This window comes from Microbacterium faecale (assembly GCF_014640975.1).
Taxonomy (GTDB): domain Bacteria; phylum Actinomycetota; class Actinomycetes; order Actinomycetales; family Microbacteriaceae; genus Microbacterium; species Microbacterium faecale.
On sequence record NZ_BMHO01000001.1, the window covers coordinates 2,636,287 to 2,662,384 of the forward strand.

Consider the following 26,098-nt stretch of genomic DNA (forward strand, 5'->3'; position numbering starts at 1 on the left):
TCAGAGCTGAGATTGTCCGACGTCGAAGCGACGACGCAGATGGTCGCCGACGGCGTTCAGCGCGTAGACGGTGGCGAACAGGAACAAGACCGGAACGAGGACGAGGTGAGGGTGCGTCGCGAACCGCGCTTCGCTCTCCGCTGCCATGCCGCCCCAGCTCGGGCTCGGCAACGGGATCCCGTAGCCGAGATAGCTCACGGATCCTTCGATGACGATCATGAGCGCCATCACGACGATCGCGAACGAGACCAGGCTCATGACGGTGTTCGGAAGGATCTCGCGAAACAGCACGCGAGCATGTCCGGCTCCCAGTGCACGCGCCGCGGAGACGAACTCGCGATTCGCCTGCGCGAGCACGGCACCCTTCGTCATGCGGGCGAAGGCGGGCACCATGAGGACGGCGAGGCTGATGGTGAGTGTCGAGAGGCTCGGCCGCACGACCGCGGCCATGGCGACGAGGAACAGCAGAGCGGGGAACGCCTGGACCACCTCGGCGAGGATGTCGACGAGCGCCTCGATGATGCCGCGGAAGTATCCGGCCACGAGGCCGAGTAGGCCCCCGAGAACCACGCCGATCACCGAGGCGATCGTGCCGACGACGAGTGAGGTCCGCGCACCGTAGATCACGCGCGAGAACACTGAGCGGCCGATCTCATCCGTCCCAAACGGTTCGGTCAGACCCGGCGGTTGGAGCGGCGCGCCGACCATGCGGTCGTACGGCGCGATGGGCAGTACATCCGCGCCCGCCGCGAGCAGCACGAGCACGGTGAGCCAGCCGGCGCCGATCCAGAAGCTGACCTGCGCGCCGCGGGAGACGCGGCGGCCCGTGACGATGGGTCGCGTCTTCGGCGTGCGCGGTGCTTTTCGTTCGGCGGCGACGCTCATGCGCTCCTCCTCACCCTGATGCGCGGATCGATCAACGAGTACCCGAGATCGACCGCGATGTTGATGACGACATAGATGAGGGCCATCACGACGACGATCCCCTGGATCATCGGGATGTCACGTGAGGGCACCGACTGCAGCAGGAGCGTGCCCAGGCCGGGAAGGGCGAAGAGCGCCTCGACGATGAGTGCGCCCCCGAGCAGTCGGCCGAGCGACAACCCCATCACGGTCGTCAGCGAGAACATCGAGGGACGCAGCACGTGGCGTGCGAGGATGTATCGCTTGTCGAGTCCGCGCGAGCGCGCGAAGAGAACGAAGGTCTCGTTGAGCGTCGAGATCACGTCGGTGCGCAGCAGTCGGTAGTAGACAGCCGCTTCCATGAGGGCGAGCGCGACGGCGGGGAGGATCGCGAAACGCAGGTTGCCGAGCGGGTCCTCGCCGAGCGGGACCCAGCCATTCACCGGCAGGATCCGGAGTTGGAGGCCGAAGATGTAGATGAGGATCACGGCGGCCGCGAACGAGGGCAGTGAGAGCAGCCCCGACGACGTCGCGGTCGCGACCCGGTCGAGGCGACCGCCCACGTTCGCACCGCTGAAGAGCGCGGTCGGCACCGCGAGCGCCGCGGCGATGATGATCGCCATGAGTGCGATCTGGAAGGTCACGGGGAAACGCTGCGCGATCGCCTCGGAGACGGGGATCCCCATGCGCAGCGATTCTCCGAGATCGCCCTGCACGGCCGCGCCGATCCATTCGACGTACCGCACGGGGAACGGCTGGTCGAGGCCGAGGCGCCGGGTGAGCTCCCTCACCTGCTCGGGCGAAGCGTCGTCGCCGAGCATCGCGAGCGCGGGTGATCCCGGCATCAGGTCGAGAGCGGCTGTCGCGAGCAGCGTGATCAGCAACAGCACCGGCACGAGCCGGAGAAGACGGATTCCGATCTGACGCAGCATTGCGACGCGCTTTCTGTCGAGGGGCGGGCGGGGACGAGGGTCACCGTGCCGCGGTGCCGGCCGACACGCGGCCGGCACCGCGAGGGTCACTCACGGAAGCCGAGTTCGCTCCACACGAGCGTTCCTCTGCTGTTGACGACGAGTCCGGTGATCTCGTCTGTCATGACCGAGTCGATCCGCGGCTGGAAGGTGAACAGGCCCGGCAGATCCGCCATGAACCGCTCCTGCACGATCCGGTACTGCTCGGCGCGCTCATCCGGGTCCGTCGTCGCGCGTGCGGCGTCGAGCGCGGCGTCGACGTCGGCGTTCGAGTACCCGGGTGTGTTCGACGAGCCGTCCGTGATGAGCAGGTTGTACAGCGCGGGCTCCGGATCCGGGTAGCGGTAAGCGCCGGGGTACGGGCTCATGTCGAAGTCGCGGTTCATGAACACACGCTCGCGCGCCGCCGGCAGGTCGATCGTGTCGATCGTGACGGAGACGTTCTCGAACTCGCTGAGCTGGCTCTGGATGTACTGCGCCTGGCGCGCGTTCACGTCGCCCGCGACGTTGACGTAGTCGAACTCGACGGGTGTTCCCTCGTCAGCGAGCTCGTCGAACAGCTCCTGTGCCCGCTCGGCGTCCGGTTCAGGGAACGTCAGATCCTCTGCGTAGAACGGTGACGTCTCCGTGAACAGCGTCTCGATCGCACGCGCGCTCGGTGAGCCCTGCGCGACCTCGGCGAGCCCCGTCCGGTCGATGGCGCGGTAGATCGCCTCTCGGGCCCGAACGTCGTCGAACGGTGCGCGCTGGTTGTTGAGGTAGATCCAGCCGCCACCGTTCACGTCGATGGAGGCGACGTTGAGCCCGGCGTTCTCGGCCTGGTCGATCAGCGCGAGGTCGGAGCTCGCGCTCGGCGTCTGCATGTCGGCCTGTCCCGTGGAGATCGCGTTGACGCGCTGGGCGGCGTCGCTCACGAGCTCCATGCGGACGGAATCGAGGTGCGGCTTGCCCTCCTGCCAGTAGTTCGGGTTCTTGACGTAGACCTCGTGGGAGTCGCGCACCCACTCGTCGAGCATGTACGGTCCCGCACCGACCGGATCCTCTGCGAATCCCTCCGGGTCCTCTTCCATAGCGGTCGGCGACACGATGTACGGCAGCGAGTCGGCGATGAGCTTGTCGAGATGCATCGTCGCCTCGGGCGTCGTAATCTCCAGGGTCAGCGGGTCGACGACGTCCATCGTCCAGGTGTCGACCGTGCGGCCGATCGCTTGGACGCCGACCTCGACGATGTGCTCGTACGTGTACTTGACGGCATCTGCGTCGTAGGCGGTGCCGTCGCTGAACTCGATGCCGTCGCGGAGCGTGAGCGTCCAGACCGTGCCGTCGTCGTTCGGCGTCAGGCTCTCGGCGACGTGAGGAATGGCCTCGCCCGTCGCCGGGTCGAGATACAGGAGGTGGTCGAAGACGGCGGCGTTGCGCGCTCCGTCTCCCGTGCTCGCCATCGTGTTGTCGACGGCGGGATCGAAGCTGCGCGCGGGGATCTCAATGAGCACGGTGAGGTCGCCGCCGGCGGTTGCCTCCGCCGAGACGTCGACCTCCTCCTTCTCGGCGACGGGCTGCTGCGCGCACCCCGTCGCAACGAGCGCGAGGGCCGCCGCGAGCGATGTGAAGCCCAGTGCGGGACGTAAACGGGCGACTTTGCCGGCCTGTTCGGACATCTGTCTCTCCTTGTGTGTGCCCGGGATCCACTCGATCCGCAATCCCGGGAAGGGCGGTCCGTGCGAGACGACCCATCTGGCTTCATTGCTTCGGATGTGACGCGTCGCTGCGCCGCCTGAGTCGCGTGGTGCTTCGAGTCTGGCCGTTCAGGTCCGTAGAAGTAAAACAACAATAATTTGCCTCGAAACACGGTTCAGCTTCATTAACGCCGCTTACGACGAGGCCGGTGACGTCGCGATCAGGCTCGCCACGTGCGGCCCGAACGCGTCGAACGCGGTGCCGAGGTGAGCGGTGATCGTAAAGTGGTTCGCGTCACGCACCCAGGCCACAGGAGGCGCCGCCCCACGGCGCGCAACGCGCTCGGCGACGATCCACGCGAATTGCTCCTGCGCGTCGAGCGGATCCCATTCGGCCACGGCGTAGAGAATCGGCAACGGGCTCTCGGCGAGCGCGATGCCGGGGTCGATCGACGCGAGCAGCTCCGGATCGTCACCGAAGTAGGGCGCCATGCGCTGTCGGTCGAAACGGGTGAGGGCGTACGCGCCGCCCACCATGCTGGCACTGGAGACGCCGCCGCCGTCGGCGACGTGGAAGCGCTCGTGCACGAGGTAGCACGCTACGTGCACGGCTCCCGACGACGCACCCATCAGGTGCACGCGGAGCGGGTCCCCGCCCCACGCGCCGACGTTCTCACGGATCCATGCAACGATGCTCGCGACGTCTTCCGCACCCGCCGGCCAGGGGTGATCAGGAGCTAGGCGATGATTCGCCGTGACTCCGACCATGCCGTGCCGCGCCGCCCACAGCGCCACGTTGTCATGGAAGGGAGAGCCGGCGCGGTGCTTGTCGCCGCCGACGAAACTGCCACCGTGGAGGAATACGACGACGGGGCGTGGCTCGGCGGTGGGATCCGCGGGGGCGAACACGTCGAGCCGGTGACGTTCGTCCGACCCATAGGCGCGATCGCGCTCGACCCGCACGCCGACGTACGGCTCGGAGTCGTGGAACGGCGCCATGAGCGCATTCGACTGCTGGAGCGTCGCGATCGTCACGTCCCGCCCGATCTCACGCAGCCCCGTGCGCACGTGCTCCGGCGCGCGGCGGGCGGAGGCGTTCAGTCCATCGCCGGAACCCATTCGATCTCCCGCCCATCTTCTGTGTCGTAGGTACGCCGGTTTGGTCCTCCGAGCTCGCCGGTCTCGGGCATCGCTCCGACGGCGACCTCCGGCTTGCGGGCCGCGGCGCGCGGCCGGTCCGCCCAGCGGAACCACGAGCGGGCGTTGTCGGAGAACACGCCCCGGTGCCACTCGGTCGGGATCTGCGCGGCGACGTTATCGATGTCGTCTGCGTTCCAGTGCGGGTATCCGGACGAGAAGCACAGCAGCTCCTCGATGCCGTCGAAGGTACGCAGCGCCTGGACAATGCGTTCGGCACCGTCCGCGTCGGGCGCGCGATCGAGCGGCCACATCGAGACGCGAAAGTGGTCGCGGAAGTACTCGCTCGGCATGCGCCGCACCCACGGCACCTCACGCCGGAGTCCACGCCAGTTGACGTCAAGCCGGAAGAACAGGCCCGGGATCCAGGCGGCACCCGCGCCGGCGATGAACACGCGCAGGGAGGGGAACCGCTCGAACACGCCCTGCACGATCATGCTCTGGACGTGCGTCATGACGGCGCTGTATGACAGCGTCGCGACTTCGCCGAACGTGGCCGGCAGCCCGCCGGCGGTCGGATGGCTGAGCGTATCGGCGTTCACGTCGCCGCCCGCGTGGATCACGATCGGGAGGTCGAGATCGACGGCCGCGGCGTAGATGTCGTGATATGCCGCGTGGCCGAACGGCCTGCTCAAGCCGTTCGCCGCCATGAGGACGCCGACCATGCGGTCGTTCTCTCCCGCGCGCCGGATCTCGTCGGCCGCGGCGTGAGGGGTCTGATTCGGGACGATGATCAGGCCCGAGAACCGCTCATCGGAAGCGAACCAACTCTCGATCGTCCAATCGTTCATCGCCCGGCTGAGCGCAATCGCGCGGTGGACATTGGGGACACTCGGGATGAACATTCCGCGGTCGTACGCCAGCACGGCGCGCTCGACGCGGCCCGCTCCAAAGACGTCTTCCCGCGTCCGGGCGATGTCGCTTCCTGCGGGGCTCCCCGGCGCATCGACGCCGGGGAGATAGTCTCCGCCTGGCCGCCGGTAGGGCGTCGCCGGCAGGATCGGCATCGCGCCCGCTCCGCCCGGGAGTGAACCGGGGATGCCGAGGTGCTCACGCCAGCCGGCCGACATGTGATCGGTGACATCGAGTTGCGACGTCCAATGATGGTGGACGACGGAATCGATGACAGGGCCGTCATACCCAGATGTGGCGACCACGGCGTTCACTTCCTTCCCATCGTGACGAGCACGCGGCCGTCTTCGACGGTCGCGCGGTAGGTGCGCATCTTGAACCCGGGCCACGCCGCTTCGCCGCTGCGCAGGTCGAACTCCCAGCGGTGCCACGGGCAGAGGACGACGGGCGAATCCTCGCCAACCTCGAGCGTGGGCTCCTCGTCGACGAGCGTGGCACTCAATCTCTTCTGCAGGAAGCCTGAGCACAGCGGCGCCCCCTCGTGCGGGCATGTCGGACGGAAGACGAAGATCTCGTCGCCCCAGCGGCAGACGCCGATCTCCATACCGCCGATGTCGACGGAACGCATGGCACGATCCTCGAACTCTTCGAACGCGCCGATGTCGATACCGCGTGACCGGCCCGTCTCGCGGATCCGCCGCTCGCGGCGCTGGCCGTCTTGCCGAACGGCGCGCCCCTCCACCGCGCTCACGCGGCGGCCTGCGACGTCGGAGCGAGACCATTGAGCCTCAGGATGGAACGTGCGTTGTCGTAGAACACCTTCGGGCGCCACGCTTCGGGGAGCCGGCTCGCCACATAGAACGGATCATCCGCATCCCAGTGCGGATAGTCGCTCGAGAAGCACAGCAGCTCATCCATGCCGCCGAGCGCTTCGAACAGCTCGATGAGCTGTTCCTTGCGCGGTGTCAGCTCCATAGGCTGCGTACTGAACTTCACGTGCTCTCGCAGGTAGTCGGTCGGTCGCTGGCGCACCCACGAGCTCTCCGCCCGCAGCTCGGCATAGTGAGCGTCGAGGCGCCAGAAGAAGTTGGGGACCCACGCCAGGCCGGTCTCGACGGCGAGCACCTTGAGCCGGGGGAACTTTTCGAACGTTCCCTGCGCGACGTAGCTCGCGAGATGCGTCAGGGTCGGCTGCTGCAGCAACGTGTGCCACTCGAGTCGTGATCCGGGGATGCCGCCGGCGGCCGTGTGCGCAAGGCCCCCCTCGGTCTCCCCCGCGGCGCCATGGATGACGATCGGCAGGCCGACCTCCTCCGCCGCGCGATAGATCGGGTCGTAGACGGGGTGCCCCAGCGGCTTGCCGAACGCGTTCCACGAGAACAGCACGCCCGTCACCGCGTCGTGGTCAGCGAGGCGTCGAATCTCGGCCGCCGCGAGGTCGGGCATCTCGGGCGCGATCACGATCGTGGTGCGCACGCGCGAGTCGAGCGGCACCCACTCCTCCAGCACCCAATCGTTCATCGCAGACGCGAGCGCGACACTGAATTCAGGGTTGCGCTGGGAGACCTCGTGACCGATGTCGAACGCCAGGTTGATCGCCTCGACAGAGGGGTAACGGTCGAGATACTGCGACTTCATGAGCTCGAAGCTCGTCCCCTGCCCGTCCTCCGGCAGCGCCTCAAGGCGCTTGTTCACGCCGCGCTGGAACGGATACGACAGCCCCGACGGCATCAGCGACGCGCGCACTCCCCCGGATCGCGACTCGAGCAGAGTGCGCCAGCGCTCGGGAAGACGATGCATCACCTCATCGACCCGACGCCAACGTTCGTGCACGTCCACGTCGATGATCGGCTGATCGAAGCTCTGAGCCGACTGAACCACAGTGTTCCCTTCGTTGCGGGTGCCGCCCCGACGTGACGACACTCGTAAGGCGAGTATGGGACAGCCCGTCCAGCTAGGTAAAGCAACAGTGTTATCAGCATTAGGAAAGTTGGGCTTTAGTATGGGCGTGTGGCAGCACCGCGTTACACGCTCAAACAGCTCGAGTACTTCGTCGCCACCGCGGAGGCGGGAACCTTCAAGGCGGCGGCCGAACGCTGTCACGTCTCACAGGTGGGCATCGGCGTCGCGCTGACGGAGCTCGAGCGCACCCTCGGAATCCAACTGTTTGTCCGACGTCGCGCGAAGGGCGTCTCCCTCACCCCCGCCGGTCGCCACGCACTCACGGAAGCGCGCAAGGTACTGTCGTTCGCCTCCGAGCTGCAGGCCAGCGCAGAGGCTGCCGGTGGTCAGGTGGCGGGGTCGCTGAAGGTGGGGTATCACCCGGGCCTGGGCCCGTTCTACCTCCCGGACATCATGGACGAGTTCGCGCACGCGCATCCCCAGCTCGAGATGAGCTTCTTCGAGGGGGCTCAGCCCGAGCTTGAACGGCGGATCCTCGAGGGGGACCTCGAAGTGGCCCTCCTCTACAAGCGGGGCCCGGGCGAGGGAATCGCTCGGAAGGAGATCGCGACCTTGCGACCCTACGTCCTGCTGGCCGCTGACCACCCGCTCGCCGTCGCCGAGGAGCTGTCGATGGACGATCTGGAAGACGTTCCGTGTATTCGGCTGAGCATTCCCCTGCCGGACGAGGACGACTTCGTCGCGCAGCCGGGTGCCGAGATGGTGCACACCTCAAACTTCGAGCTTGTGCGCAGTCTGGTCGGACGCGGGCTCGGATACGCGCTCTTGGCCCAGCGGCCGCCGGAGAGCCGAACGTACGACGGCCGTGAGGTCGTCGCCCGCACGCTCCGGGACCCGAAGGCCGACATCACCATCGTGATGTCGCATGCAGCCGGTGCGCCGCTGACTCGACGGGCGGCCGCGCTGCTCGACTTCTGCCGCACGGTCGGCGCCTGACCGGTTGTATTCGCGAGTTGAACCGCGGCGACTGACATCACCGTCGATCTACGCGACGTCGGGCGCGTACTCTCGGCGAATCTGCATCAGCTGCTCGGCGCCCGTGACCCGTGCGATCAGACGGAGCCGCAGGCGGCGCGAGAGAAGACCAACTACCCAGCGCGCAACGGCGGACGAGCGCCGGGACTGCGCGACGGGCCCCGGCGAGGTCCGCGAGATCGCACGGATAGCGGCGGCGGCAACCCGTTCGGGCGTCTGGGTGCTCCCGCTGTACTGCTCGGCGCCGATTCGATCGAAGAACTCCGTGTCGGTGAGGCCAGGGGCGAACGCCAACGTTCGGACGCCGGTCTTGCGCAGCTCCCACCACAGGGCCTCGGTGAACGTGATGACGAACGCTTTCGAGGCTGCGTACGCGGCCATCCCCGGGATCGGCTGGTATCCCGCGTCGCTGGTGACGTTGATCAGCATGCCGTTGTCTGCCGCGCGGAGATCCGGCAGGAAAGTGTGAGTCAGATCGACCACCGCCGCGACGTCGACGCCGATCATGTCGGCGAGCACCTCGGGATCCTCGTTCTCGAGGGCTCCGTCGCTCCCGAATCCGGCGTTGTTGATGAGACTCGTGATCCGCACTCCCCGCCGCGCGAGCTCCTCCTGAATCATCGGACCCGGTCGGCGCACAGAGAGGTCGGCAGACACCGTCTGGACGTCGACGTGGTGAGCGGCCCGAAGGTCGTCTGCGAGCGCTTCCAAACGATCGAGTCGTCGCGCCACCAGGACGAGATCGGAGCCGCGGCTCGCGAGCTCCCGGGCAAGCGCACGGCCGATGCCCGAGCTCGCGCCGGTCACGAGGGTGGTCTGGGTCGAGAAGTCGAGAGTTGTCATAGCGGAACTCTATGTCATATTTGGCACTGCGTGCCACTTATGGCACTTACTTTTCAGGCGGGTAGGATCGTCAGATGACCGAGAGCGCCCCGACAGATCTCCGTGAACGCACCCGCCGCGTGGTCCGTCAGCAGATCTCTGAGACGGCGACACAGCTGTTCATCGAGCACGGCTTCGCCGCGACGACCATCGAGCAGATCGCCGAAGCGGCCGGCGTGTCACGCCGATCGTTCTTTCGCTACTTCCCCAGCAAGGAGGACGTGATCCTGGGCGAGCTCGTCGAGCGCGGGCCCCTCGTGGCCGACGCACTCGCCGCGCGCCCCGAGGACGAGCCGCCCTGGGACGCACTGCGCGCCGCCCTACTGTCGCTACGACAGAGCCGAGCCCAAGATGACCGGGCCGAGCTCGAGATCGGCCGCATGCTCTACGAGACTCCGACCCTCCGAGCACGCCACCTTGAGAAGCAGCTCGCGTGGGAGAGCCTGCTGGTCCCTGTCCTCGCCGAGCGCATCCGAAGCACCGCTCAGAACGCCGCCATCGACCCGGAGCTCCAGGCATCCGCGATCGTGTCGGGATCACTCGCGTGCCTCGACGTTGCCAGCAAAACCTGGATCCTCGGGGACGGCGCACGAAATCTCACGCAGCTGTACGACGAAGCCGTCGCCGCGATCCGGAGATGATGTCGACAATCGGGACGGCCGAGACGGTTGGGAAAGAACTGCGGGCGGAAACGACAAAGCCGCGAGGCCAAATTCTCACAACCGCCCGGAACGAAAGTCAGGGCACATCAATCGGAACAGAACCCAATGCGGTTCAAACGTCCTGAGCCGCGACAAGTTCGTAAACCATGTTGCGACTCAAGACATCGGTCGGGCTCACAGGATTTGAGCCTGCGACCCTTGAGCGATCGACGTGATCTACGTCACACATGCTTAGTACCCGTAGATGCCATACGGGAGTATGGATCGCAAGTGATCACGGTTCCCGCCAGTTCCCAGCTTTTCCGGTCCATCCCAGCTTTAGCGGGTACATCTGCGGGCACACAGCTCGTGAGCTTTAGCGTCCTGGAGCGTGCACGAGCTATAGAACAGGACCAGGAGCGTGTTCTTGGTATACGTCGTGGATTCTCCGGGCCCGAGTTCCTTGTGCCCTCTCTGGTCATATCGCCTGTCGGCGTGGTCGATTGAAGCGCCCTGGGTTTGATGGAGACTCGCGCTATTTGATTCCGGCCGGCAGGTTGCGGTCGTCTTGGACAGCATAGAACGTGTTCTCGAACTCCGCGCGTGGGACGTCGCCGAGGTAGCCGTGGAGGCGTTCGGTGTTGTGCCAGTGCACCCAGCCGAGGGTCGCCAGCTCGAGGTCCTCGACGGTCCGCTATGGCCCGGGGCGGGCGGGTCCGCGGACGAGTTCGGTCTTGTAGTACCCGTTGACCGTCTCCGCCAGGGCATTATCGAAACTGTCGCCGACGGTCCCGATCGACGGGGTCGCGCCGATCTCCGCGAGCCGTTCACCGTAGCGAATCGAGGTGAACTGACCGGGCTCAACCAGTCGATGCAACACCGGACTGTTGCAACAATAGTATCTGGTCGTTGAACGCTTCCGCGGGGGTCATCCAGCCCAGCGACTTCCGAGGCCGAGTGTTCAGCGCGTGGGCGACCGCTTCGATGTCGTCGGCGCTCCAACGCGACAGGTCGGTGCCCTTCGGGAAGTTCTGGCGCAGCAGCCCGTTGGTGTTCTCGTTCGTGCCGCGCTGCCAGGGGGATTGCGGGTCGGCGAAGAACACCGGGATGCCCGTCTCGACGCGGAACTGCGCGTGAGCGGACATCTCTTTGCCGCGGTCCCAGGTCAACGACCGTGCCAGCTGGGCCGGCAGGCTCGACATCGTGTTCGCGAGGGCGTTCTTCATGGTGATCGCGCCGTAGCCGGCCAGGGCAGGCCCGTTCTTCGGCGTCTGTTTGTGCCGATACCCCTCCTCCCGCGGAAGATGGACCAGCAGCGTGTAGCGCGTCTTGCGCTCGACGACTGTGCCGACCGCGGAGCGCTCCAACCCGATCAGCAGATCCCCCTCCCAATGGCCAGGGACAGCGCGATCGGCGGCCTCCGCCGGGCGTTCGCTGATGAGCGTCCCCGGTGTGACGTGCGCCCAGGTCTTGCGCCGCGACCGCTCCCTCGGGACGCGCAGCGCCCTGCCGGTGCGGAGGTCCCAGACGAGTTCGCGTTTGAGGGCGCCGCGCCCCTCGATGAACAGCGACTGGTAGATCGCTTCCGGGCTGATACGCATGGACTCATCATCCGGGAAGTCGATCTTCAACCGATGTGAGATCTGCTCCGGACTCCAAGCCCATGACCAGGCCCTGTCCTTCCGATGCGGCTTGCCTCTCCCGGTGAACCGCGGCGGCTCCGGACCGGTGACGATCGTCCCGTCGGGACGGGTGATCTTCCCCGACAAGCGATCCTCGACATACGCGCGCAACCGCGGGTTCGCGACGAGCTTCGCGACCTTGGGTCGCTTCGCAGCCAAATCCGCCTTCCACTGCGCAACCGACGCCCGATACTCCAGCTTCCCGCCCCGCGTGGCCGCGTTACGTCGCAGCTCACGAGAGATCGTCCCGGGATCGCGACCAATCGTGCGCGCGATCTCGCGAACGCCCTTGCCCTTCTCCTTCAGGATCGCGATCTCTTCACGCTCGGTGAAGGAGAGATAGCGGCCAGACAACTGTTGGGTGATATCGAACGGTGCCATGCCGCCAGCGTGTCGGAACCATCTCGCGCCGACTGCGGGCGCCACGCCGACAACCCCCGCAGCTTCCTCCGCAAGGAGCCCTTTCGCGATCTCGCCCCAGAATGCCGCCTCGACGGGCTTCTGGAACTTCGGATGCCCCGGCGAGCGGAGCCTCGGACGAACCGCCCTGTCCGCGGCCTGCTGACGACGAACCATCAAACACCTCCTCATCGAGGTGTTGCGACGACCAGTTGAATTCGCCCTGGGCGCCCGCGTCGCTGTGACATCGAAGATCGTCGTGGTGGTGACCCCGGGACCAGCGGGCCATCTCGATCGCGTCGAGGACCATCTCGGTGCGCATGTGTGACGCGACTCGCCACCCCACGATCATCCGGGAGAACGCATCGATGCTGAAGCAGACATAGGCGACGCCTGCCCAGGTGGGCACGAACGTCAGATCCGTGACCCAGAGCCGGTTCGGGGCGGTCGCGGTGAACTCCCGCCGCACCAGATCCGGATGCCGCGACGCTGCCGGATCCGGGAGGGTGGTCCGCACCCGCTTCGAACGACTCGCGCCCTCGATCCCCGCAGCCCGCATCAGCCGCGCCGTCTGATCCCGCCCGATCACGATCCCCGCCCGCCTCGCGGCCTTCCAGAGCTTGCGGACCCCGTAGACGCGATAGTTATCCTCCCATATCGCCACCAGCTGCGGGATCAGCTCCGCATCCCGCAGGGCCCGGGCGGAGGGGGTGCGGTTCTTCGCGGCGTAGTACGTGCTCGAAGCCACCTGCAGCACGCGGCAGATGGGCTCGACTCCGAGTCGGCGACCGTCCAGAACGTCGTCCTTGTTCTGGTCGATGAACGCCACTATCTCCGATGCTGGCGGTCGAGCTCCGCCCCGAAGAAAGACGCCGCACGCTTGAGGATCTCATTCGCCCGGCGCAGCTCGCGCACCTCCTGCTCCAACTCACGGAGCCGTTTGGCTTCCGCGGTGCTCACCCCTGGCGCGGTGCCCTCGTCGATCTCGGCCTGCTTGACCCAGGTGCGCACGGACTCGACCCCGTAGCCGAGCTGACGCGCGACACGCTGCACCGTCCCCTGGTTCGTTCCCAGCTCGGCGCGCAACGTTCGCACCAACCGCACCGCTGCGGCCTTCTCCTCATCCGAGTACCGCCGCGTCGTCGGCTTCCCAGATCCCTGATTCGACACCATGACTCCATCCTCGTTCCCAAGACCAGGAGTCTCCAACAAACTCAGGGCGCTTCACAGGAGCTCGGCGAGAAGGGTTTCGACGCGGCCCTTGATCTCGTCACGGATCGGGCGCACTGACTCGATGCCCTTCCCGGCGGGATCCTCGAGCTTCCAGTCCTCGTAGCGCTTGCCCGGGAAGAACGGGCAGGCGTCGCCGCAGCCCATAGTGATCACCACGTCGGAGTCCTGGACAGCCTCCGTGGTGAGCACCTTCGGCTGCTCGGCGGTGATGTCGATGCCCTCCTCCCGCATCGCCTCGACCGCGACGGGGTTGATGTGGTCGGCGGGCACGGATCCGGCGGAGCGGACCTCGACGCGGTCGCCTGCGAGGTGGCGGAGCCAGCCGGCGGCCATCTGGGAGCGCCCGGCGTTGTGGACGCAGACGAAGAGGACGGAAGGCTTCTGGTCGGTCATGGTTGTTCGCTTCTTTCAGTCGGTAAGCGTGGCGAGGAGATCGCGGACGCGCTCCTCGATGTCGTGGCGGATCGCTTCGACGCCCTCGGGCGACGCTAGCGCGGGGTCTCCGACGGCCCAGTCCTCGTAGCGGACCCCGGGGACGATCGGGCAGACGTCGCCGCAGCCCATGGTGACCACCACGTTGGCCGCGCGCACGGCATCGTCGGTGAGCGGCTTCGGGAACGCAGTCTCGGCTTCCTGTTCGCCCTCGATCTCGCTGAGCAGGGAGCGCACGTGCGGGTGCACGTCCGACGCGGGGGTGGAGCCTGCGGAGCGGGCGATCACTCGGCCATCGGCGAGCTGGTTGACGATGGCGGCGGCGAGTTGCGAGCGGCCGGCGTTCTGCACGCACACGAACAGTACCTGCGGCACCGCGGTCGTCCGGTCCCGCGTCAGGTCGGCGAGGCGCTGCCGGGCGAAGCGTTCGGTGAGCGGGATCATGTGCGCCGTCAGCTTCGCCGACCGCACCAGGCCGGCGTAGGACTCTCGCACGATCGCGATCACGAGGTCCCGGTTCAGCCCGGTGAGCTCGTCCGCGAGCTCTTCGGCGAGGCGGGTCACGCGGGCGTCCATCTGCTGCAGGGCCTCGGCCCGTGCTGCGGTGTCTTCGGGCTCGTCGGTGACGGCCGCGGCGGGAGCGAACGCGTCGAGGAGGGTGGCGACAGCGCGCTGCTTGCCCGGCGCGATCCGGTACCAGACCCAGGTGCCGCGACGCTCCGAGAGCAGCATCCCGGTCTCCTTCAGCACCTTCAGGTGGTGCGAAACCGTCGGCTGCGACACATCGGCGAGGTCGGCGAGGTCGCACACGCAGGACTCGCCGCGCGGGTCGGTCGCGATCGCGGACAGCATCCGGAGCCGCAGCGGGTCGGCGATCGCCTTCAGCGCGCCGGCCACGGTGGTCGCGGCCTCGGTCCCGATGGCGTGCGCCGCGGAAGGAGCGCACGCGTCGGCGTCGGAGATGACGGCGGTGTCGGTCATGACGTCCTCGATTCGGTGGCGTAGGGGTCGGTGCGGAACCAGGCTCGTGCAGCCCAGAGCGAGACGTAGACCAGGCCCACGAGCACCGGCACCTCGATGAGCGGGCCGACGACCCCCGCGAGGGCCTGCCCGGACGCCGCGCCGAAGGTGCCGATCGCGACCGCAATCGCGAGCTCGAAGTTGTTGCCCGCGGCGGTGAACGCGAGCGTCGCCGATCGCGCGTAGCCCAGGCCGAGTGCCTTGCCGAGCAGGATGCCGGCGAACCACATCAGTGCGAAGTAGACCAGCAGCGGCAGCGCGATCCTGGCGACGTCCATCGGGCGCGAGGTGACCTGCTCGCCCTGCAGTGCGAACAGCAGCACGATCGTGAACAGCAGCCCGTAGAGCGCCCACGGCCCGATCCTCGGGAGGAACCTCTCCTCGTACCAGTCGCGCCCCATGCGCTTCTCGCCCACGAAACGGGACGCGAAGCCCGCGATGAGCGGGACGCCGAGAAACACGAGCACATTCAGCGCGATCTGCCAGGCCGAGACCTCCAGCCCCTGCGCGTCCAGGCCCAGCCAGCCCGGCAGCACGGTGAGGTAGAACCAGCCCAGCACCGAGAACATCACGACCTGGAACACGGAGTTGATCGCGATGAGCACCGCGGTCGCCTCGCGGTCACCGCAGGCGAGGTCGTTCCAAATCACGACCATCGCGATGCAGCGGGCGAGACCCACGATGATCAGCCCGGTCCGGTACTCCGGCAGGTCCGGCAGGAAGATCCACGCGAGCGCGAACATCACCGCGGGCCCCACGAGCCAGTTCAGCACCAGTGAGGAGACGAGGAGCTTCTTGTCGCCGGTGACGGCGGCGACCTTGTCGTAGCGGACCTTCGCGAGCACCGGGTACATCATCACCAGCAGGCCCAGCCCGATCGGGACCGAGATCCCGCCGACCTCCATCGCGGACAGGGCGTCGGAGAGCGCGGGCACGAACCGGCCCAGGAGGAGGCCGGCGACCATCGCGAGGCCGATCCAGAGCGGCAGCCACTTGTCGAGGGTGGAAAGCCGTTTCGGGGAGGTGCGGGTCACGGTGTCGGTCATGCGAGCAGCTCCTCGATCTTCGCGATGTAGACGGGCTTCGGGTGTGCGCCGATCAGCACGTCCACCCGTTCCCCGTTCCGGTAGAAGCCGAGCGTCGGGATCGAAGTCACGCCCGCGGCGGCCACAGTCTCGGGGTTCTGGTCGGCGTCGACCTTCACGATCTTCACCCGGCCCGCGTACTCGCCGGCGAGCTGGTCCAGGATCGGGGCGATCGCCCTGCACGGCCCGCACCAGGTCGCCCAGATGTCGACCACGACCGGCAGCTCGGACTCGAGCACTTCAGCCCGGAAAGTAGCGTCGGTGACGGGGGTGACGGTGCTCATGCGGAGACCTCCAGAACAGGCACGGAAACGTCGGCGGGTGCGAGGTTCGATAGGTAGTGCTGGGCGTCCTGCGCAGCCGCACAGCCCGTGCCCGCGGCGGTGATCGCCTGCCGGTACGTGTGATCGACAAGATCCCCGGCCGCGAACACTCCGGCCAGATTCGTCCGCGTCGACGGGTGCGCGACCCGCACGTACCCGTCCGCGTCGGTGTCGACCTGCCCGGTCACGAGCTCGGAGCGCGGGTCGTGCCCGATCGCGACGAACACCCCCGTCGCGTCGAGCGTGCGCTCGGCCCCGGTGATCGTGTCGCGCAGCATGAGCCCGGTGACCTGCTCGTCGCCGAGGACCGCGGCGACCTCGCTGTTCCAAGCGACCTCGATCCTCGGATCCTCCAGCACGCGCTGCGCCATGATCCTCGACGCCCGGAACTCGTCCCGGCGGTGCACGACGGTCACTTTCGACGCGAACCGAGTGAGAAACAGAGCCTCTTCCATCGCCGAGTCCCCGCCGCCGATCACGGCGATCTCCTTGTCGCGGAAGAAGAACCCGTCGCACGTCGCACACCAGGAAACACCGTGCCCGGACAGGCGCTCCTCCTCGGGAAGGCCGAGCTTGCGATACGCGGATCCCATCGTCAGGACCACCGCCCGCGCCCGGTACGTCGCCCCGGCACCGGTCTCGATGGTCTTCACGTCGCCGTCGAGATCGAGGCGGATCGCGTCGTCGTAGACGATCCGAGCGCCGAACCGCTCGGCCTGCGCCCGCATCGACTCCATCAGCTCCGGGCCCTGCACGCCGTCGACGAAACCCGGGAAGTTCTCCACATCCGTCGTCGTCATCAGCGCACCGCCCGCGGTTACCGAACCCGCAACCACGACAGGGGCAAGACCCGCACGCGCCGCGTAGACCGCCGCCGTGTATCCAGCGGGACCGGACCCGACGATGACCAGTTCGACCTCTTGATTCGACATACATCTATATTGACGTTCATCGAATCAGATCGCGAGTCCAGGCCGGATTCGTCACCGGATGTTCACCTACCGGGGTCGGACGCTGCCTCCAACACCCTTCGCGCGTGACCTCCGCATCATCGACGAACAATGCGCGAAAAGTGCACTCTTCAACAATCGGACCTACCAGTATGCTTCTCGACTCGGTTCCGGACCTCGACGAACCACTTCGCGATCGGGTTGTCGAGGATCTGGACTTCCTGCTTCCACCACGCGTCAAACCCGTCAACGTGGCTGCGAAGATTCTGGATGACGTTTGTAGCGGACCGCGTGAAGGTGATGGCGTTCGCGAGGCCGGCGTAACGCCTTTCCCCTCCTGCGAGATAATCTCGCCACCCCATATCCGCGATCGACAAAGTCCTATCGACGGAGGCCAGCACCGGTCGAATCGAATCGTGGACACTCATCAGGATCCTCGGCTTCTCAAGCGCACCATTAAATATTGGACGCATGACCGCGCCGGTGTCCAACGTCATCCCTGGCGATTCCGATCGGAAGCTAATCGCGATGCTTGCGCGTGCGCTCGTAGAAGACTTCCCGAGCGAAACGCCACTGCATGCTGTGTTTCTCGCAGCGGGCGAGGACGCGACCGGCCAGAACGAAACCATTCGCACCTTCGCCTCACGGCTGACTCACGCTTACTACTAGGTATCCCCGCGCTTCTAAGCGCGGGAGGACACGCACGCGGTGAGCGCAGGCCAGCCATCTCGGCTAGCCACTCTAGATGTCACCTGTTCCTGCACCAGACCCCGCCACACCGGAGCGACCTGGCTCACCGACGCAGGCATCCCGCTCCATGTCCTCCAAAGCATCCTCGGCCACAAATCGATCGAGACTACCCGCGGCTACCTCCACCCCGACACCAGGCACCTCACCGACGCCGCTGCACGCGCCAACGCGTTCCTCGACGGACACGAGAGCCACGACCGTGACAGCCCCGTCATGCCCAGCCGAACGACGGCACCTCGGCGATGAAAAGGCTGCCGATCGCGACCCAGAACAGGCTCCAGGTCCCGGCGTGTGTGGGCTGGACGTTGGTGACGTGTTCTCGCAATCGGGACGCCGGGGGCTGCCCGCCTGCTCCCGAGTGGCGGGGGAGGTAGTTGTAACGGATGTTCCGGACCCCCGATTGCCGTTGAGTGAACGTCCTCGCTCGTGAAATTTCGGGCATAGAGCAACTCTTCGGCCAGGATCCGCTGGTAGCGCCCCACCTTCCTATTGCGCCGAGGCGAACACAGGTTTCGTCGTTCCCAGCGTGTCGCTCCCCGACCGTATGCAGGATGCACTCGCGCCGCTGAATGCTGCTGACTCGTCACCTGAGGTCTCGGCGAAGAGGAACGAGTATGGCCAGAAGACCGGCGACGCCCGCGTAGGCGAGCAGGATGAAGGCTCCCATCACCGGAGACGCGAGGGAAGCAGCTCCGAGGGAGGTCTGCTCGGCCAGGGCATCCGTGAGGAAGGAAAAGCTCGTCAGCGAGGCTGTCGCTCCGCCGGGCAGGATCGGGTAAAGGGAGTTCACACCGGGGATCATCATTAGCACGAACTCGAGCAAGTAGAAGTAGCCGAGCACGATGGCGATCGCGACCAACTGGTTGCGGGCGAGCGCTCCGATGCTGACTCCGAGCACCATGTACACGGTAGCCGCAAGCGCGAGTTGGAGCAGCGGGACCACGATCTCTCCGATCGGGACCGGAATCGCGACTCCTCGCGCCGCGACGCCCACGTATAACGCCACTCCGGATGCGGCCGAGCAGATGATGCCGTAGGTCAGACCGAGAAGCGCATAGACGATGAGCTTCGCACCGAGTACTCGCCCGCGTCTCGGCGCTGCGAGAAACGTCGTGCCGATGGTGCGGTGCCGGTACTCGGAGGTGACGGCGATGGTGCCGATGAGGGCGGGCACGAACAGCAGCACCGCGGGAAGGCTGAGCACGATCTCGACACCTTCGACGGTTTCGAGCCCCGGCATCGGCGGAGTCGCGTTCTCGGGGCCGATCAAGGCGAGTGCGCCCGTCAGCAACATCCCGCATGCCGCCGCGAGGAGGATCGTCCAGAGTGCCAGGCGGAGAGTGACGAGCTTGATCAGCTCACCGTGGATCAGTTGCACAGCGGTGCTCCTTCGTGTGTGGCGCGAAGGAACACGTCCTCCAGTGATTGCCCCTTCGAGCGAAGTTCGCAGAGGGATCCCGTTCGCGTCACTCGGCCTCGATCGATGAGGACCATGTCATCGGCCGTCTGCTCGACTTCGCCGAGTGCGTGACTGGACAGCAGAACGGTGCGACCCGACGCGGCGAAAGCCCGCAGGAAGGTCCTCAGCCATACGATGCCGGCGGGATCCAGGCCATTCGAGGGCTCGTCGAGCACGAGGATCTCCGGATCCCCGAGGAGCGCGGTCGCGAGCGAGAGGCGCTGCCGCATCCCGGTGGAGAACGTGCTGATACGACGATCGGCGTATTCGGCGGTGCCGGTCTCATCGAGCACCTCATCGACGCGTTTCGATGAGACGCCAGAGAGCGCACCGTAGGTGCGGAGATGCTGCCGGGCGGTCGTCGTCGGATGCGCACCGGCGATGTCGAGCACCGCTCCGACGAGGCGGGCGGGGCGACGGTGCTCCTGATAGCGCTTGCCCAGAATGAGCGCTGTTCCTTCCGAAGGACGGATCAAGCCGAGCAGCATGCGAAGTGTGGTGCTCTTTCCGGCGCCGTTCGGCCCAAGGAAGCCGGTGACGCGTGCCGGCGCCGCGCTGAACGTCGCATCCGCGACGGCGTCAACAGAGCCGAAGCGCTTGGCGAGCCCAGTGATCTCGATCGGTGCAGCGCTCATCGGGCGGCGCTCCTGTGTATCGCCTGCGCGATGCGGTGCGCGTCGTCAGTGCTGAGCAGGATCTCGTCGAATCCGGTTTCGCCTCTGACCGTGCTCAGCCGCAGCAGCGGCACGCCGCGTTTCATCGAGACCAGCCGACGCACCCCGGAGGGATGCGTAAAGGTCCCGAGTTTGCGGTACCCCGACACGACGAGCCCTGAGCGCATGCCCAGGATCTCCGACGTCCAACCGGGCTCGACCCGAGCTGACAGGAGGGCGGAGATCGGCACGCGCAGGAAGCCCCGGCCGGCCATCGTCGCTTCCCAGCCCGGGAATCGGATGTCCACTCCCTCTGGCCCGTAGCTCACCTGCGTCATCGCGCTCACCTCTGCTTCAATTGTTGTTGTCGTGATGAGAACATTATCATGGTGAGAATAGTTGGGAGAACACTCGTGGCTGAAGAGCAGCAGATCGCTGACATCGTCCTCCATCCGGTGCGCATGAAGATCATTCAGCAGCTCGGGGGCCGCAGCATGACGACGACTCAGCTGCGTGAAGCGCTGCCCGAGGTCAAGCAGGCCACGCTGTACCGGCACGTCGCGGCGCTGCTCGAGGCCGACATCCTGGCTGTCATCGAGGAACGACATGTCCGCGGCGCCACAGAGCGCACGCTCGCACTGGGCGACCGATTGGCGCACGTGGGCCACGGCGAGTTGCAGGCGATGGATGCAGTACAACTGCGCTCGGCGTTCACGGTGTTCCTCAGTGGCCTGTCGAATGACTTCGAGCGACTGCTCGACGATGACCGCACGGATCTGCGGGGCTCGCTGGGGTTCGCCCGCGCGGTACTCCACCTCGACACTCAGGACCTGGAGAAACTGCAGGCTGAGCTCATGGACGTGCTCACGCCCTATCTGGAGAAGCGCAAGGAAGGGCAGCGCCGGATAGCGCTCGCGACCGTGCTCATCCCCGAGACCGACGACTAGAAGAGGAAACTTCATGAACGACATGCAGCAGGCGATGTCCGGTGGAAACATGAACACTGTCATCCGTGATGGCGACACGGTCCGTCGCGTTGGCGGGCCGTGGACACCGACCGTGCACCGCTACCTGCGCTACCTCAAACGCGGAGGGATCGACTGGGCGCCGGAGCCGATCGGGTTCGATGGAACGCACGAGACGCTGAGCTTCATCGACGCGTTCGTTCCCGCGTATCCGCTGCCGAACTGGGTTTGGACGGATGCCGCGCTCGAGCAGGGTGCGCGGATGCTGCGCCAGCTGCACGATGCATCCATCGGCTTCCCGCTCGATGAGAGCACCTGGCAGTCGGCGACCAAGGTGCCCGTGGAGGTGATCTGCCACAACGATTTCTCCCCGCACAATCTCGCGTTCGACGACGGCATGATCGTCGGTGCGATCGACTTCGACATGTGCTCGCCCGGCCCGCGAATCTGGGACATCGCCTATTTCGCCACGCGCATGGTTCCGCTCACGGGCGAACCACCGGTCGGGGCGCCGACCGGGCGTGACGTGTCACGACGCATCCAGTTGCTGATAGACGCTTACGGGTCGGATGCCGGGAGCATTCCTCTCACCGTCGACGCCGTCGTTCAGGTGGCGATCCGCCGGCTCTACCAGCTTGCCGACTTCTCACGCGCGAAAGCCGACGAACTGAGCAAGCCTGAGCTGCGCGACGAAGCCGACGAGTACGACCGTGACGCCGCGTTCCTGCTTCGGACGTGACTATAGAATTCAGAGAATCAAAGGAGCAACATGCAAGCATCAGGGACCTTCACTGTAGAAGCGTTCTCCCCAGTCGACCCGCACATGGATACCGGGCCGGTGACTGCCACCTCCGTGGCGGTAATGAGAATGGAGAAGCAGTTCACGGGAGATGTCGCCGGACGCTCGGTGACGGTATTCACGTACGCTCTTGACGCGGCCACCGACGTCGGCGGGTATATCGCAATGGAGTCTTTCGAAGGCATGCTCGGCGGCCGGTCGGGCACATTCAACTTCTCACATTCGGCAACGACGGTCGGAAACGTCCGGAGTGACGAGTCGTTGGTCATTATCCCCTCGAGCGGCACTGGGGAGTTGACAGGAATCTCGGGCGGAGGCGGAATCGCAGTCGACGCGGATGGGACGCACCGCATTTGGTTCGACTATAAGCTCCCCGCCTGAGCGGATCCGGACGGTAGTTGAGCAAAGCTGGTGCTCACGCCGAACGCAGAGACCCCGTGTCGTCAGGAGTCGTGCCCGATCGGTGAGAACCTGACCTTCTCGGCCGGGATACCATGGGCATGAGCATCAATGTTCCCGTCAGGATTCTGGGAAGCAGCGCACCCTTCGTCCCCAAACAGCTCTGCAAAGCGGTCCCGGAACGCTGGGGCTGAAGCCGCAAGGCATACCGCGGAGAGGTCCCTAAAACGCGGAAAAAGGTCCAGGAGACAAGCGACCTCCCCGGCCCGCACTGAATCGGCCTGACTTTCGTTCCGTTCTCGACGTGTACTGAGTTCGGGCCATAAGTCCATCGAGACTACCCGCGGCTACCTCCACCCCGACACCAGGCACCTCACCGACGCCGCCGCACGCGCCAACGCGTTCCTCGACAGACACGAAAACCCCGAGCGCGAAAGCCCCACCACGTCCAGTCGAGCGATGGCACCTCGACGATGAAAGGCCGCCGATCGCGACCCAAAACGGACTGTAGGTCCCGGCCAGGTCCCGGCTCGTCACAACGGCCGAAACCGACGCGTCCCGGAAGGCATCAGTACCCGCGGTCGGGTGCTTCCATAAACCCCTCCGAAAAGGACAACAGAAACGACGAAGCCCAGGTGAGAAACCTGCTCTCACCTGGACTTTTCTGTCGGGATGACAGGATTTGAACCTGCGACCCCCGGCACTGATCGAGACCATCTTCAACGATGGGGACGATACGCCGACGCCATAGTTTGCTGGGAGCACGTCACGGGCAGAGCCGCACCCACGCCCGCGCTCGTTGACGATAGGGTCGGACCACGCGCGACTCCTGAGTTCGTCGAATGGCTCATGGGACTCCCTCAGGGGTGGGTGACGGCTGAATCGCACAGCCTGAGGTCAAATCAGCAGGTCACAGCGCTGGGCAACGGTGTACTGGCACTACAAGCTCACGCTGCACTCGAAGCTGTGGCTTTGAGCCAGCAGACGGTCCTTCAGTGCTGACGAGCGCCCTACTTGCTCGCGATGAGTTTCTCCACCCCGTCGAGGATCATTCGCAATCCGAACTGGAATTGCAGTTCACCGTCCACTGCGGAGTCGTACTGCGCTCCCGATGCGGCTCCAATCCGTGTTGCATTCGGGAATCGCTTCTCATCGATCAGCGCGGCGAGGAGGGGGCCTGCCGTGGTCCACCAGTCATGGTCGTCGCTTCCGGTCTTCTCAGCCGTCTCTGCCACGCCGAGGAGAACCCTGGCCGCTGCTTTGACGTGATCGAGTACGAGCGCGAGGATTTGGTCGATTTCCACGTCACTCAGCCCTATTCCGACCAACGGGGCGAGTTCTAGGTCGTACTTGGCAGTCGTGCCGGGGCCGAGTGGAGGTCTGGTTGTGTCGATCCCGAGGAGCCATGGGTGCTGTGAGAACAACTGCCAATTCTGGGCAGCAATCTCCTCTATCGCCGAGCGCCATCCGTTTGTGGCGTCCGGTCTTGTAGCCGAGTCGTAGACGCCGCCATTGACGTGATCGACCATGAGATCGATCAGTTCGCCCTTTCCGGGGACGCGCTGGTAAAGAGACATGACGCCCACGCCCACGCTGCCAGCGATCTTGCGCATCGATAGCTTGTCGATTCCGATCTCTGTCGCGACGTTGATCGCGGCCTCCACGATCGCGTCGAGGGTCAGATTCGATCTTCCTGTCTTCGGGTTGGTGCGCCAGAGCAGCGCGATGCTCTGTAGTGGGTCCCCGGTTCCTGTGCGCTCAGTCACCTCGGCCACCTCCTGCGATCGGCGGGAATAGTTCTTGTCCATACTATGTTACGGTACACTGTACGGAACAGTGTATAGATAGGGGTTTGTCTGTGAGACCAGTGATAGAAGCCGAGGGCGTGAGCAAGGTCTACCGGTCGCGCGACGGCGAGAGCGGCCTGCGCGAGCTGAGCCTGCATGCAAACCAAGGCGAGGTCTTGGCGCTTCTCGGACCCAACGGTGCAGGGAAGACAACGGCAGTCAAAGGGCTCTCCACGCTTGTATCCTTCGACCGAGGAACGGCACGGGTCGGTGGGCACGACGTATCCACCGAGGCGGCTCGCGTGCGGGAACGCATTGGGCTCGTAGGGCAGTACGCCGCCGTGGACGAGCAGCTCACCGCAGGACAGAACCTTCGCTTCTTCGGGCGACTCCGAGGGCTGGGGCGTCGGGTGGCGGGACAACGCGCTGACGAGTTGATCGCGGAGTTCGGCCTGAGCGAAGCGCAGAATCGGGCCGTTAGCAGCTTCTCTGGCGGGATGCGCCGCCGGCTGGACCTCGCGACCAGCCTTGTCGTTCCGCCTCAAGTTCTCTTCGTGGACGAGCCAACAACCGGGCTCGATCCCGCAGCGCGTCAAGACCTATGGGAGTCACTGCGAGCACTGGTCCGCGGCGGCACCACGATCCTGTTGACGACCCAGTACCTCGAAGAGGCCGACCAGCTCGCTGATCGGATCGTCCTACTTGCCCGCGGCAGGGTCGCAGCGCAGGGCACTCCGAACGAACTCAAGACGCTGGTCGGACCTCCCGTCGTTCAGGCCATTTTTGAAACCGCCGACGACGCCAAAAGATCGCTGGGCGTTCTGAGTCGTATCTCCGCTGAATCGCACCTGGATGAGAACACGACCACTGTCACGTTGCCGAGCGCATCGGCGACAGTTTTGGGTGAGGTTATCGCTGAGCTGGCATCCGCTGGGATCCCACCAGCCGAAGTGACGCTCCGGAGGCCGTCGCTCGATGAGGTCTTCCTGGCACTGACCGGCGACCACGGTGACACCGAGGAGAACTGACGATGACAACGAATTCCGCAACGATGCACACCGAAGTACCTGCTCCCAACCTCTTGTCCGCGTCGTGGATCATCGCCGGACGGACCGTAGGTTCATGGCACCGCCAGATCGGCGCAACAGCCACGGTTTGGCTCTTTCCAGTGTTCACAACCCTGCTCTTCCTCGGCTTGTTCGGCGGAGCGATCGATGTCCCAGATGGCTCGACATACGTGGACTTCTTGGTCCCCGGAATGTTGGCCGTCACCATGCTGTTCGGCCTGGAGACGACAACACTCTCCGCAGCAGCTGACGCCACCCGAGGCATCAATGATCGCCTACGTTCCTATCCCATCAGCGGCATAGCGATCGTGTTCGGCCGCGCACTTGCGGATCTGCTCAGTTCGCTCATCAGTCTGGCTTTGATGGTGGCCTTCGCGTTCGCGATTGGGTGGCGTCCCGACCTCAGCATCGATCGAGTGCTGCTGGCACTCGCGCTGCTGCTGCTGCTAAGGTTCGCTCTCCTGTGGTTCGGCATCTTCATCGGTTACGGCGCCAAGTCCGTCGAGTCAGTCGCCTACATTCAGATCCTCACATGGCCCGTGGCCTTCCTGTCGAGCGTCTTCGTCAATCCGGCCACCATGCCCACCTGGCTCGGTGCAGTCGTCGAGTTCAATCCGATCTCAGCAACGGCGACCGCAGTACGTCAGCTCCTCGGCGGTAGGCATTGGGAGGCGCTGAGCTTTGCAGGAGAACACGCGTTGGCCCTCGCTATCGGATGGCCCGTGCTGCTCACCCTGGTCTACCTTCCGCTGACCGCGCGCAGGTTCCGGCGCGGAGGCAAGTGAAGGACCTCCTTCGGCTGTGAAGCGCATAGCCACCCTCCCGCCGCCGGAGTTCGGCGTATTCGCTGGACTCCGGCGCACGGTGACATGCGAAACAGCAGATCGAGCTTCCGAGAACGTTGAGGAGGGCGACATAAGACCCGCCGACGCGCACGTTCGGGGAGCATATTCAGGCGATGACAGCGATAGTTCGAGGCCATGTTTTGACGCAAAGATCAACGTTGTCTTTGCCGATTTGAGTCTTCATAGTGGAC

Annotated in this window: 28 protein-coding genes, 3 pseudogenes and 1 other annotated feature; of the genes and pseudogenes, 9 read left to right on the plus strand and 22 right to left on the minus strand. The window is 65.7% G+C overall.

Annotated features, from left to right (window positions below):
• The 7 genes from IEW87_RS12630 to IEW87_RS12660 form a co-directional block, all read right to left on the minus strand.
• On the minus strand, nt 1–885 hold the full coding sequence (locus IEW87_RS12630) for an ABC transporter permease (RefSeq protein ID WP_188712530.1): 885 nt from the start codon (nt 883–885) through the stop codon (nt 1–3).
• A complete protein-coding gene (locus IEW87_RS12635; RefSeq protein WP_188712531.1) occupies nt 882–1,835 on the minus strand; it encodes an ABC transporter permease in 954 nt (317 codons plus the stop codon). The genes IEW87_RS12630 and IEW87_RS12635 overlap by 4 nt, the downstream gene beginning before the upstream one ends.
• 86 nt (nt 1,836–1,921) lie before the next feature.
• Nucleotides 1,922–3,532, minus strand: coding sequence for an ABC transporter substrate-binding protein (locus tag IEW87_RS12640; protein WP_188712532.1), 1,611 nt, complete (start codon nt 3,530–3,532; stop codon nt 1,922–1,924).
• A 213-nt stretch (nt 3,533–3,745) separates the two neighbouring features.
• A complete protein-coding gene (locus IEW87_RS12645) occupies nt 3,746–4,669 on the minus strand; it encodes an alpha/beta hydrolase fold domain-containing protein (protein ID WP_188712533.1) in 924 nt (307 codons plus the stop codon).
• Nucleotides 4,648–5,904 carry an amidohydrolase family protein gene (locus IEW87_RS12650; protein WP_188712534.1) on the minus strand — a complete coding sequence of 419 codons (1,257 nt, stop codon included), beginning with the start codon at nt 5,902–5,904 and terminating at the stop codon, nt 4,648–4,650. Before IEW87_RS12650 ends, IEW87_RS12645 begins: the two co-directional genes overlap by 22 nt.
• A gap of 5 nt (nt 5,905–5,909) precedes the next feature.
• Nucleotides 5,910–6,350: a Rieske (2Fe-2S) protein gene (locus IEW87_RS12655; protein WP_188712535.1), complete on the minus strand. Its 441-nt coding sequence runs from the start codon at nt 6,348–6,350 to the stop codon at nt 5,910–5,912.
• Nucleotides 6,347–7,480, minus strand: coding sequence for an amidohydrolase family protein (locus IEW87_RS12660; protein WP_188712536.1), 1,134 nt, complete (start codon nt 7,478–7,480; stop codon nt 6,347–6,349). The genes IEW87_RS12655 and IEW87_RS12660 overlap by 4 nt, the downstream gene beginning before the upstream one ends.
• A 129-nt stretch (nt 7,481–7,609) precedes the next feature.
• Between IEW87_RS12660 and IEW87_RS12665 the strand changes: the two genes are divergently transcribed.
• Nucleotides 7,610–8,497 (plus strand): LysR family transcriptional regulator, encoded by an 888-nt coding sequence (locus IEW87_RS12665; RefSeq protein ID WP_188712537.1) that lies wholly within the window; start codon nt 7,610–7,612, stop codon nt 8,495–8,497.
• Nucleotides 8,498–8,545: 48 nt separating this feature from the next.
• On the opposite strand, the gene IEW87_RS12670 is transcribed toward IEW87_RS12665, so the two are convergent.
• Nucleotides 8,546–9,379 (minus strand): SDR family NAD(P)-dependent oxidoreductase, encoded by an 834-nt coding sequence (locus IEW87_RS12670; RefSeq protein WP_188712538.1) that lies wholly within the window; start codon nt 9,377–9,379, stop codon nt 8,546–8,548.
• Between the two features lie 74 nt (nt 9,380–9,453).
• On the opposite strand from IEW87_RS12670, the gene IEW87_RS12675 reads away from it, so the two are divergent.
• Nucleotides 9,454–10,059: a TetR family transcriptional regulator gene (locus IEW87_RS12675; RefSeq protein WP_188712539.1), complete on the plus strand. Its 606-nt coding sequence runs from the start codon at nt 9,454–9,456 to the stop codon at nt 10,057–10,059.
• A 535-nt stretch (nt 10,060–10,594) separates the two neighbouring features.
• On the opposite strand, the pseudogene IEW87_RS12680 reads toward IEW87_RS12675, so the two are convergent.
• The 9 genes and pseudogenes from IEW87_RS12680 to IEW87_RS12720 all read right to left on the minus strand — a co-directional run.
• Nucleotides 10,595–10,912, minus strand: a pseudogene (locus IEW87_RS12680) (integrase core domain-containing protein); the annotation flags it as partial.
• A gap of 7 nt (nt 10,913–10,919) precedes the next feature.
• On the minus strand, nt 10,920–12,317 hold the full coding sequence (locus IEW87_RS12685) for an IS30 family transposase (protein WP_444543206.1): 1,398 nt from the start codon (nt 12,315–12,317) through the stop codon (nt 10,920–10,922).
• A gap of 46 nt (nt 12,318–12,363) precedes the next feature.
• A pseudogene (locus IEW87_RS12690) lies at nt 12,364–13,313 on the minus strand (IS3 family transposase); the annotation flags it as partial.
• Nucleotides 12,880–13,014 (minus strand) — a sequence feature (AL1L pseudoknot). Its footprint overlaps the pseudogene before it by 135 nt.
• A 51-nt stretch (nt 13,314–13,364) precedes the next feature.
• Entirely contained in the window at nt 13,365–13,766 is a 402-nt protein-coding gene (locus IEW87_RS12695) for an arsenate reductase ArsC (RefSeq protein ID WP_188712541.1), read from the minus strand.
• 15 nt (nt 13,767–13,781) lie between these two features.
• Entirely contained in the window at nt 13,782–14,786 is a 1,005-nt protein-coding gene (locus IEW87_RS12700; protein WP_188712542.1) for a metalloregulator ArsR/SmtB family transcription factor, read from the minus strand.
• Nucleotides 14,783–15,871 (minus strand): ACR3 family arsenite efflux transporter, encoded by a 1,089-nt coding sequence (arsB, locus tag IEW87_RS12705; RefSeq protein ID WP_188712543.1) that lies wholly within the window; start codon nt 15,869–15,871, stop codon nt 14,783–14,785. The genes IEW87_RS12700 and arsB overlap by 4 nt, the downstream gene beginning before the upstream one ends.
• Complete coding sequence (gene trxA / locus IEW87_RS12710) at nt 15,868–16,194, minus strand: thioredoxin (RefSeq protein WP_188712544.1); 327 nt, start codon at nt 16,192–16,194, stop codon at nt 15,868–15,870. Before trxA ends, arsB begins: the two co-directional genes overlap by 4 nt.
• The gene (gene trxB / locus IEW87_RS12715; RefSeq protein WP_188712545.1) at nt 16,191–17,165 is read right to left on the minus strand and encodes a thioredoxin-disulfide reductase; all 975 of its coding nucleotides are present in this window, start codon (nt 17,163–17,165) and stop codon (nt 16,191–16,193) included. The genes trxA and trxB overlap by 4 nt, the downstream gene beginning before the upstream one ends.
• 149 nt (nt 17,166–17,314) lie before the next feature.
• On the minus strand, nt 17,315–17,611 hold the full coding sequence (locus IEW87_RS12720) for an Ea47 family protein (protein WP_188712546.1): 297 nt from the start codon (nt 17,609–17,611) through the stop codon (nt 17,315–17,317).
• 43 nt (nt 17,612–17,654) lie between these two features.
• On the opposite strand from IEW87_RS12720, the gene IEW87_RS12725 reads away from it, so the two are divergent.
• Nucleotides 17,655–17,852, plus strand: coding sequence for a hypothetical protein (locus tag IEW87_RS12725; protein WP_188712547.1), 198 nt, complete (start codon nt 17,655–17,657; stop codon nt 17,850–17,852).
• A gap of 39 nt (nt 17,853–17,891) precedes the next feature.
• Nucleotides 17,892–18,179: a tyrosine-type recombinase/integrase gene (locus IEW87_RS15105; RefSeq protein ID WP_229731150.1), complete on the plus strand. Its 288-nt coding sequence runs from the start codon at nt 17,892–17,894 to the stop codon at nt 18,177–18,179.
• A 43-nt stretch (nt 18,180–18,222) separates the two neighbouring features.
• On the opposite strand, the pseudogene IEW87_RS15260 reads toward IEW87_RS15105, so the two are convergent.
• The 4 genes and pseudogenes from IEW87_RS15260 to IEW87_RS12745 form a co-directional block, all read right to left on the minus strand.
• Nucleotides 18,223–18,433: pseudogene (locus IEW87_RS15260) on the minus strand (IS481 family transposase); the annotation flags it as partial.
• A gap of 83 nt (nt 18,434–18,516) precedes the next feature.
• Nucleotides 18,517–19,311, minus strand: coding sequence for an ABC transporter permease (locus IEW87_RS12735; RefSeq protein WP_188712548.1), 795 nt, complete (start codon nt 19,309–19,311; stop codon nt 18,517–18,519).
• A complete protein-coding gene (locus tag IEW87_RS12740) occupies nt 19,302–20,027 on the minus strand; it encodes an ABC transporter ATP-binding protein (protein ID WP_188712549.1) in 726 nt (241 codons plus the stop codon). The genes IEW87_RS12735 and IEW87_RS12740 overlap by 10 nt, the downstream gene beginning before the upstream one ends.
• Nucleotides 20,024–20,497: a hypothetical protein gene (locus IEW87_RS12745; protein ID WP_229731151.1), complete on the minus strand. Its 474-nt coding sequence runs from the start codon at nt 20,495–20,497 to the stop codon at nt 20,024–20,026. The genes IEW87_RS12740 and IEW87_RS12745 overlap by 4 nt, the downstream gene beginning before the upstream one ends.
• Here IEW87_RS12745 and IEW87_RS12750 point away from each other — a divergent pair.
• Genes IEW87_RS12750 through IEW87_RS12760 form a run of 3 tightly spaced genes read left to right on the plus strand, consistent with a single transcriptional unit; the run spans nt 20,459 to nt 22,190 of the window.
• Nucleotides 20,459–20,992, plus strand: coding sequence for a helix-turn-helix domain-containing protein (locus IEW87_RS12750; RefSeq protein ID WP_188712550.1), 534 nt, complete (start codon nt 20,459–20,461; stop codon nt 20,990–20,992). The genes IEW87_RS12745 and IEW87_RS12750 overlap by 39 nt on opposite strands.
• A gap of 13 nt (nt 20,993–21,005) precedes the next feature.
• On the plus strand, nt 21,006–21,749 hold the full coding sequence (locus IEW87_RS12755; protein WP_229731152.1) for a phosphotransferase: 744 nt from the start codon (nt 21,006–21,008) through the stop codon (nt 21,747–21,749).
• Between the two features lie 30 nt (nt 21,750–21,779).
• Nucleotides 21,780–22,190, plus strand: coding sequence for a DUF3224 domain-containing protein (locus tag IEW87_RS12760; protein ID WP_188712551.1), 411 nt, complete (start codon nt 21,780–21,782; stop codon nt 22,188–22,190).
• Between the two features lie 1,028 nt (nt 22,191–23,218).
• Here IEW87_RS12760 and IEW87_RS12765 read toward each other — a convergent pair.
• Entirely contained in the window at nt 23,219–24,016 is a 798-nt protein-coding gene (locus IEW87_RS12765; RefSeq protein ID WP_188712552.1) for a TetR/AcrR family transcriptional regulator, read from the minus strand.
• A 77-nt stretch (nt 24,017–24,093) separates the two neighbouring features.
• Between IEW87_RS12765 and IEW87_RS12770 the strand changes: the two genes are divergently transcribed.
• Together IEW87_RS12770 and IEW87_RS12775 are read left to right on the plus strand one after the other, a co-directional pair.
• A complete protein-coding gene (locus IEW87_RS12770; RefSeq protein ID WP_229731153.1) occupies nt 24,094–25,023 on the plus strand; it encodes an ATP-binding cassette domain-containing protein in 930 nt (309 codons plus the stop codon).
• Between the two features lie 2 nt (nt 25,024–25,025).
• A complete protein-coding gene (locus IEW87_RS12775) occupies nt 25,026–25,847 on the plus strand; it encodes an ABC transporter permease (protein ID WP_188712554.1) in 822 nt (273 codons plus the stop codon).
• The last annotated feature ends 251 nt before the right edge of the window (nt 25,848–26,098 follow it).

Coding starts and splice junctions, on each gene's coding strand:
- IEW87_RS12670 (WP_188712538.1), bottom strand. CDS start 9,379: ATGACAACTCTCGACTTCTCGACCCAGACCACCCTCGTGACCGGCGCG.
- IEW87_RS12645 (WP_188712533.1), bottom strand. CDS start 4,669: ATGGGTTCCGGCGATGGACTGAACGCCTCCGCCCGCCGCGCGCCGGAG.
- IEW87_RS12740 (WP_188712549.1), bottom strand. CDS start 20,027: ATGAGCGCTGCACCGATCGAGATCACTGGGCTCGCCAAGCGCTTCGGC.
- IEW87_RS12765 (WP_188712552.1), bottom strand. CDS start 24,016: ATGGACAAGAACTATTCCCGCCGATCGCAGGAGGTGGCCGAGGTGACT.
- arsB (WP_188712543.1), bottom strand. CDS start 15,871: ATGACCGACACCGTGACCCGCACCTCCCCGAAACGGCTTTCCACCCTC.
- IEW87_RS12720 (WP_188712546.1), bottom strand. CDS start 17,611: ATGAGTGTCCACGATTCGATTCGACCGGTGCTGGCCTCCGTCGATAGG.
- IEW87_RS12700 (WP_188712542.1), bottom strand. CDS start 14,786: ATGACCGACACCGCCGTCATCTCCGACGCCGACGCGTGCGCTCCTTCC.
- trxA (WP_188712544.1), bottom strand. CDS start 16,194: ATGAGCACCGTCACCCCCGTCACCGACGCTACTTTCCGGGCTGAAGTG.
- IEW87_RS12760 (WP_188712551.1), top strand. CDS start 21,780: ATGCAAGCATCAGGGACCTTCACTGTAGAAGCGTTCTCCCCAGTCGAC.
- IEW87_RS12630 (WP_188712530.1), bottom strand. CDS start 885: ATGAGCGTCGCCGCCGAACGAAAAGCACCGCGCACGCCGAAGACGCGA.
- IEW87_RS12695 (WP_188712541.1), bottom strand. CDS start 13,766: ATGACCGACCAGAAGCCTTCCGTCCTCTTCGTCTGCGTCCACAACGCC.
- IEW87_RS12685 (WP_444543206.1), bottom strand. CDS start 12,317: ATGGTTCGTCGTCAGCAGGCCGCGGACAGGGCGGTTCGTCCGAGGCTC.
- IEW87_RS12675 (WP_188712539.1), top strand. CDS start 9,454: ATGACCGAGAGCGCCCCGACAGATCTCCGTGAACGCACCCGCCGCGTG.
- IEW87_RS12755 (WP_229731152.1), top strand. CDS start 21,006: ATGAACGACATGCAGCAGGCGATGTCCGGTGGAAACATGAACACTGTC.
- trxB (WP_188712545.1), bottom strand. CDS start 17,165: ATGTCGAATCAAGAGGTCGAACTGGTCATCGTCGGGTCCGGTCCCGCT.
- IEW87_RS12745 (WP_229731151.1), bottom strand. CDS start 20,497: ATGGAGGACGATGTCAGCGATCTGCTGCTCTTCAGCCACGAGTGTTCT.
- IEW87_RS12725 (WP_188712547.1), top strand. CDS start 17,655: ATGACCGCGCCGGTGTCCAACGTCATCCCTGGCGATTCCGATCGGAAG.
- IEW87_RS12635 (WP_188712531.1), bottom strand. CDS start 1,835: ATGCTGCGTCAGATCGGAATCCGTCTTCTCCGGCTCGTGCCGGTGCTG.
- IEW87_RS12640 (WP_188712532.1), bottom strand. CDS start 3,532: ATGTCCGAACAGGCCGGCAAAGTCGCCCGTTTACGTCCCGCACTGGGC.
- IEW87_RS12775 (WP_188712554.1), top strand. CDS start 25,026: ATGACAACGAATTCCGCAACGATGCACACCGAAGTACCTGCTCCCAAC.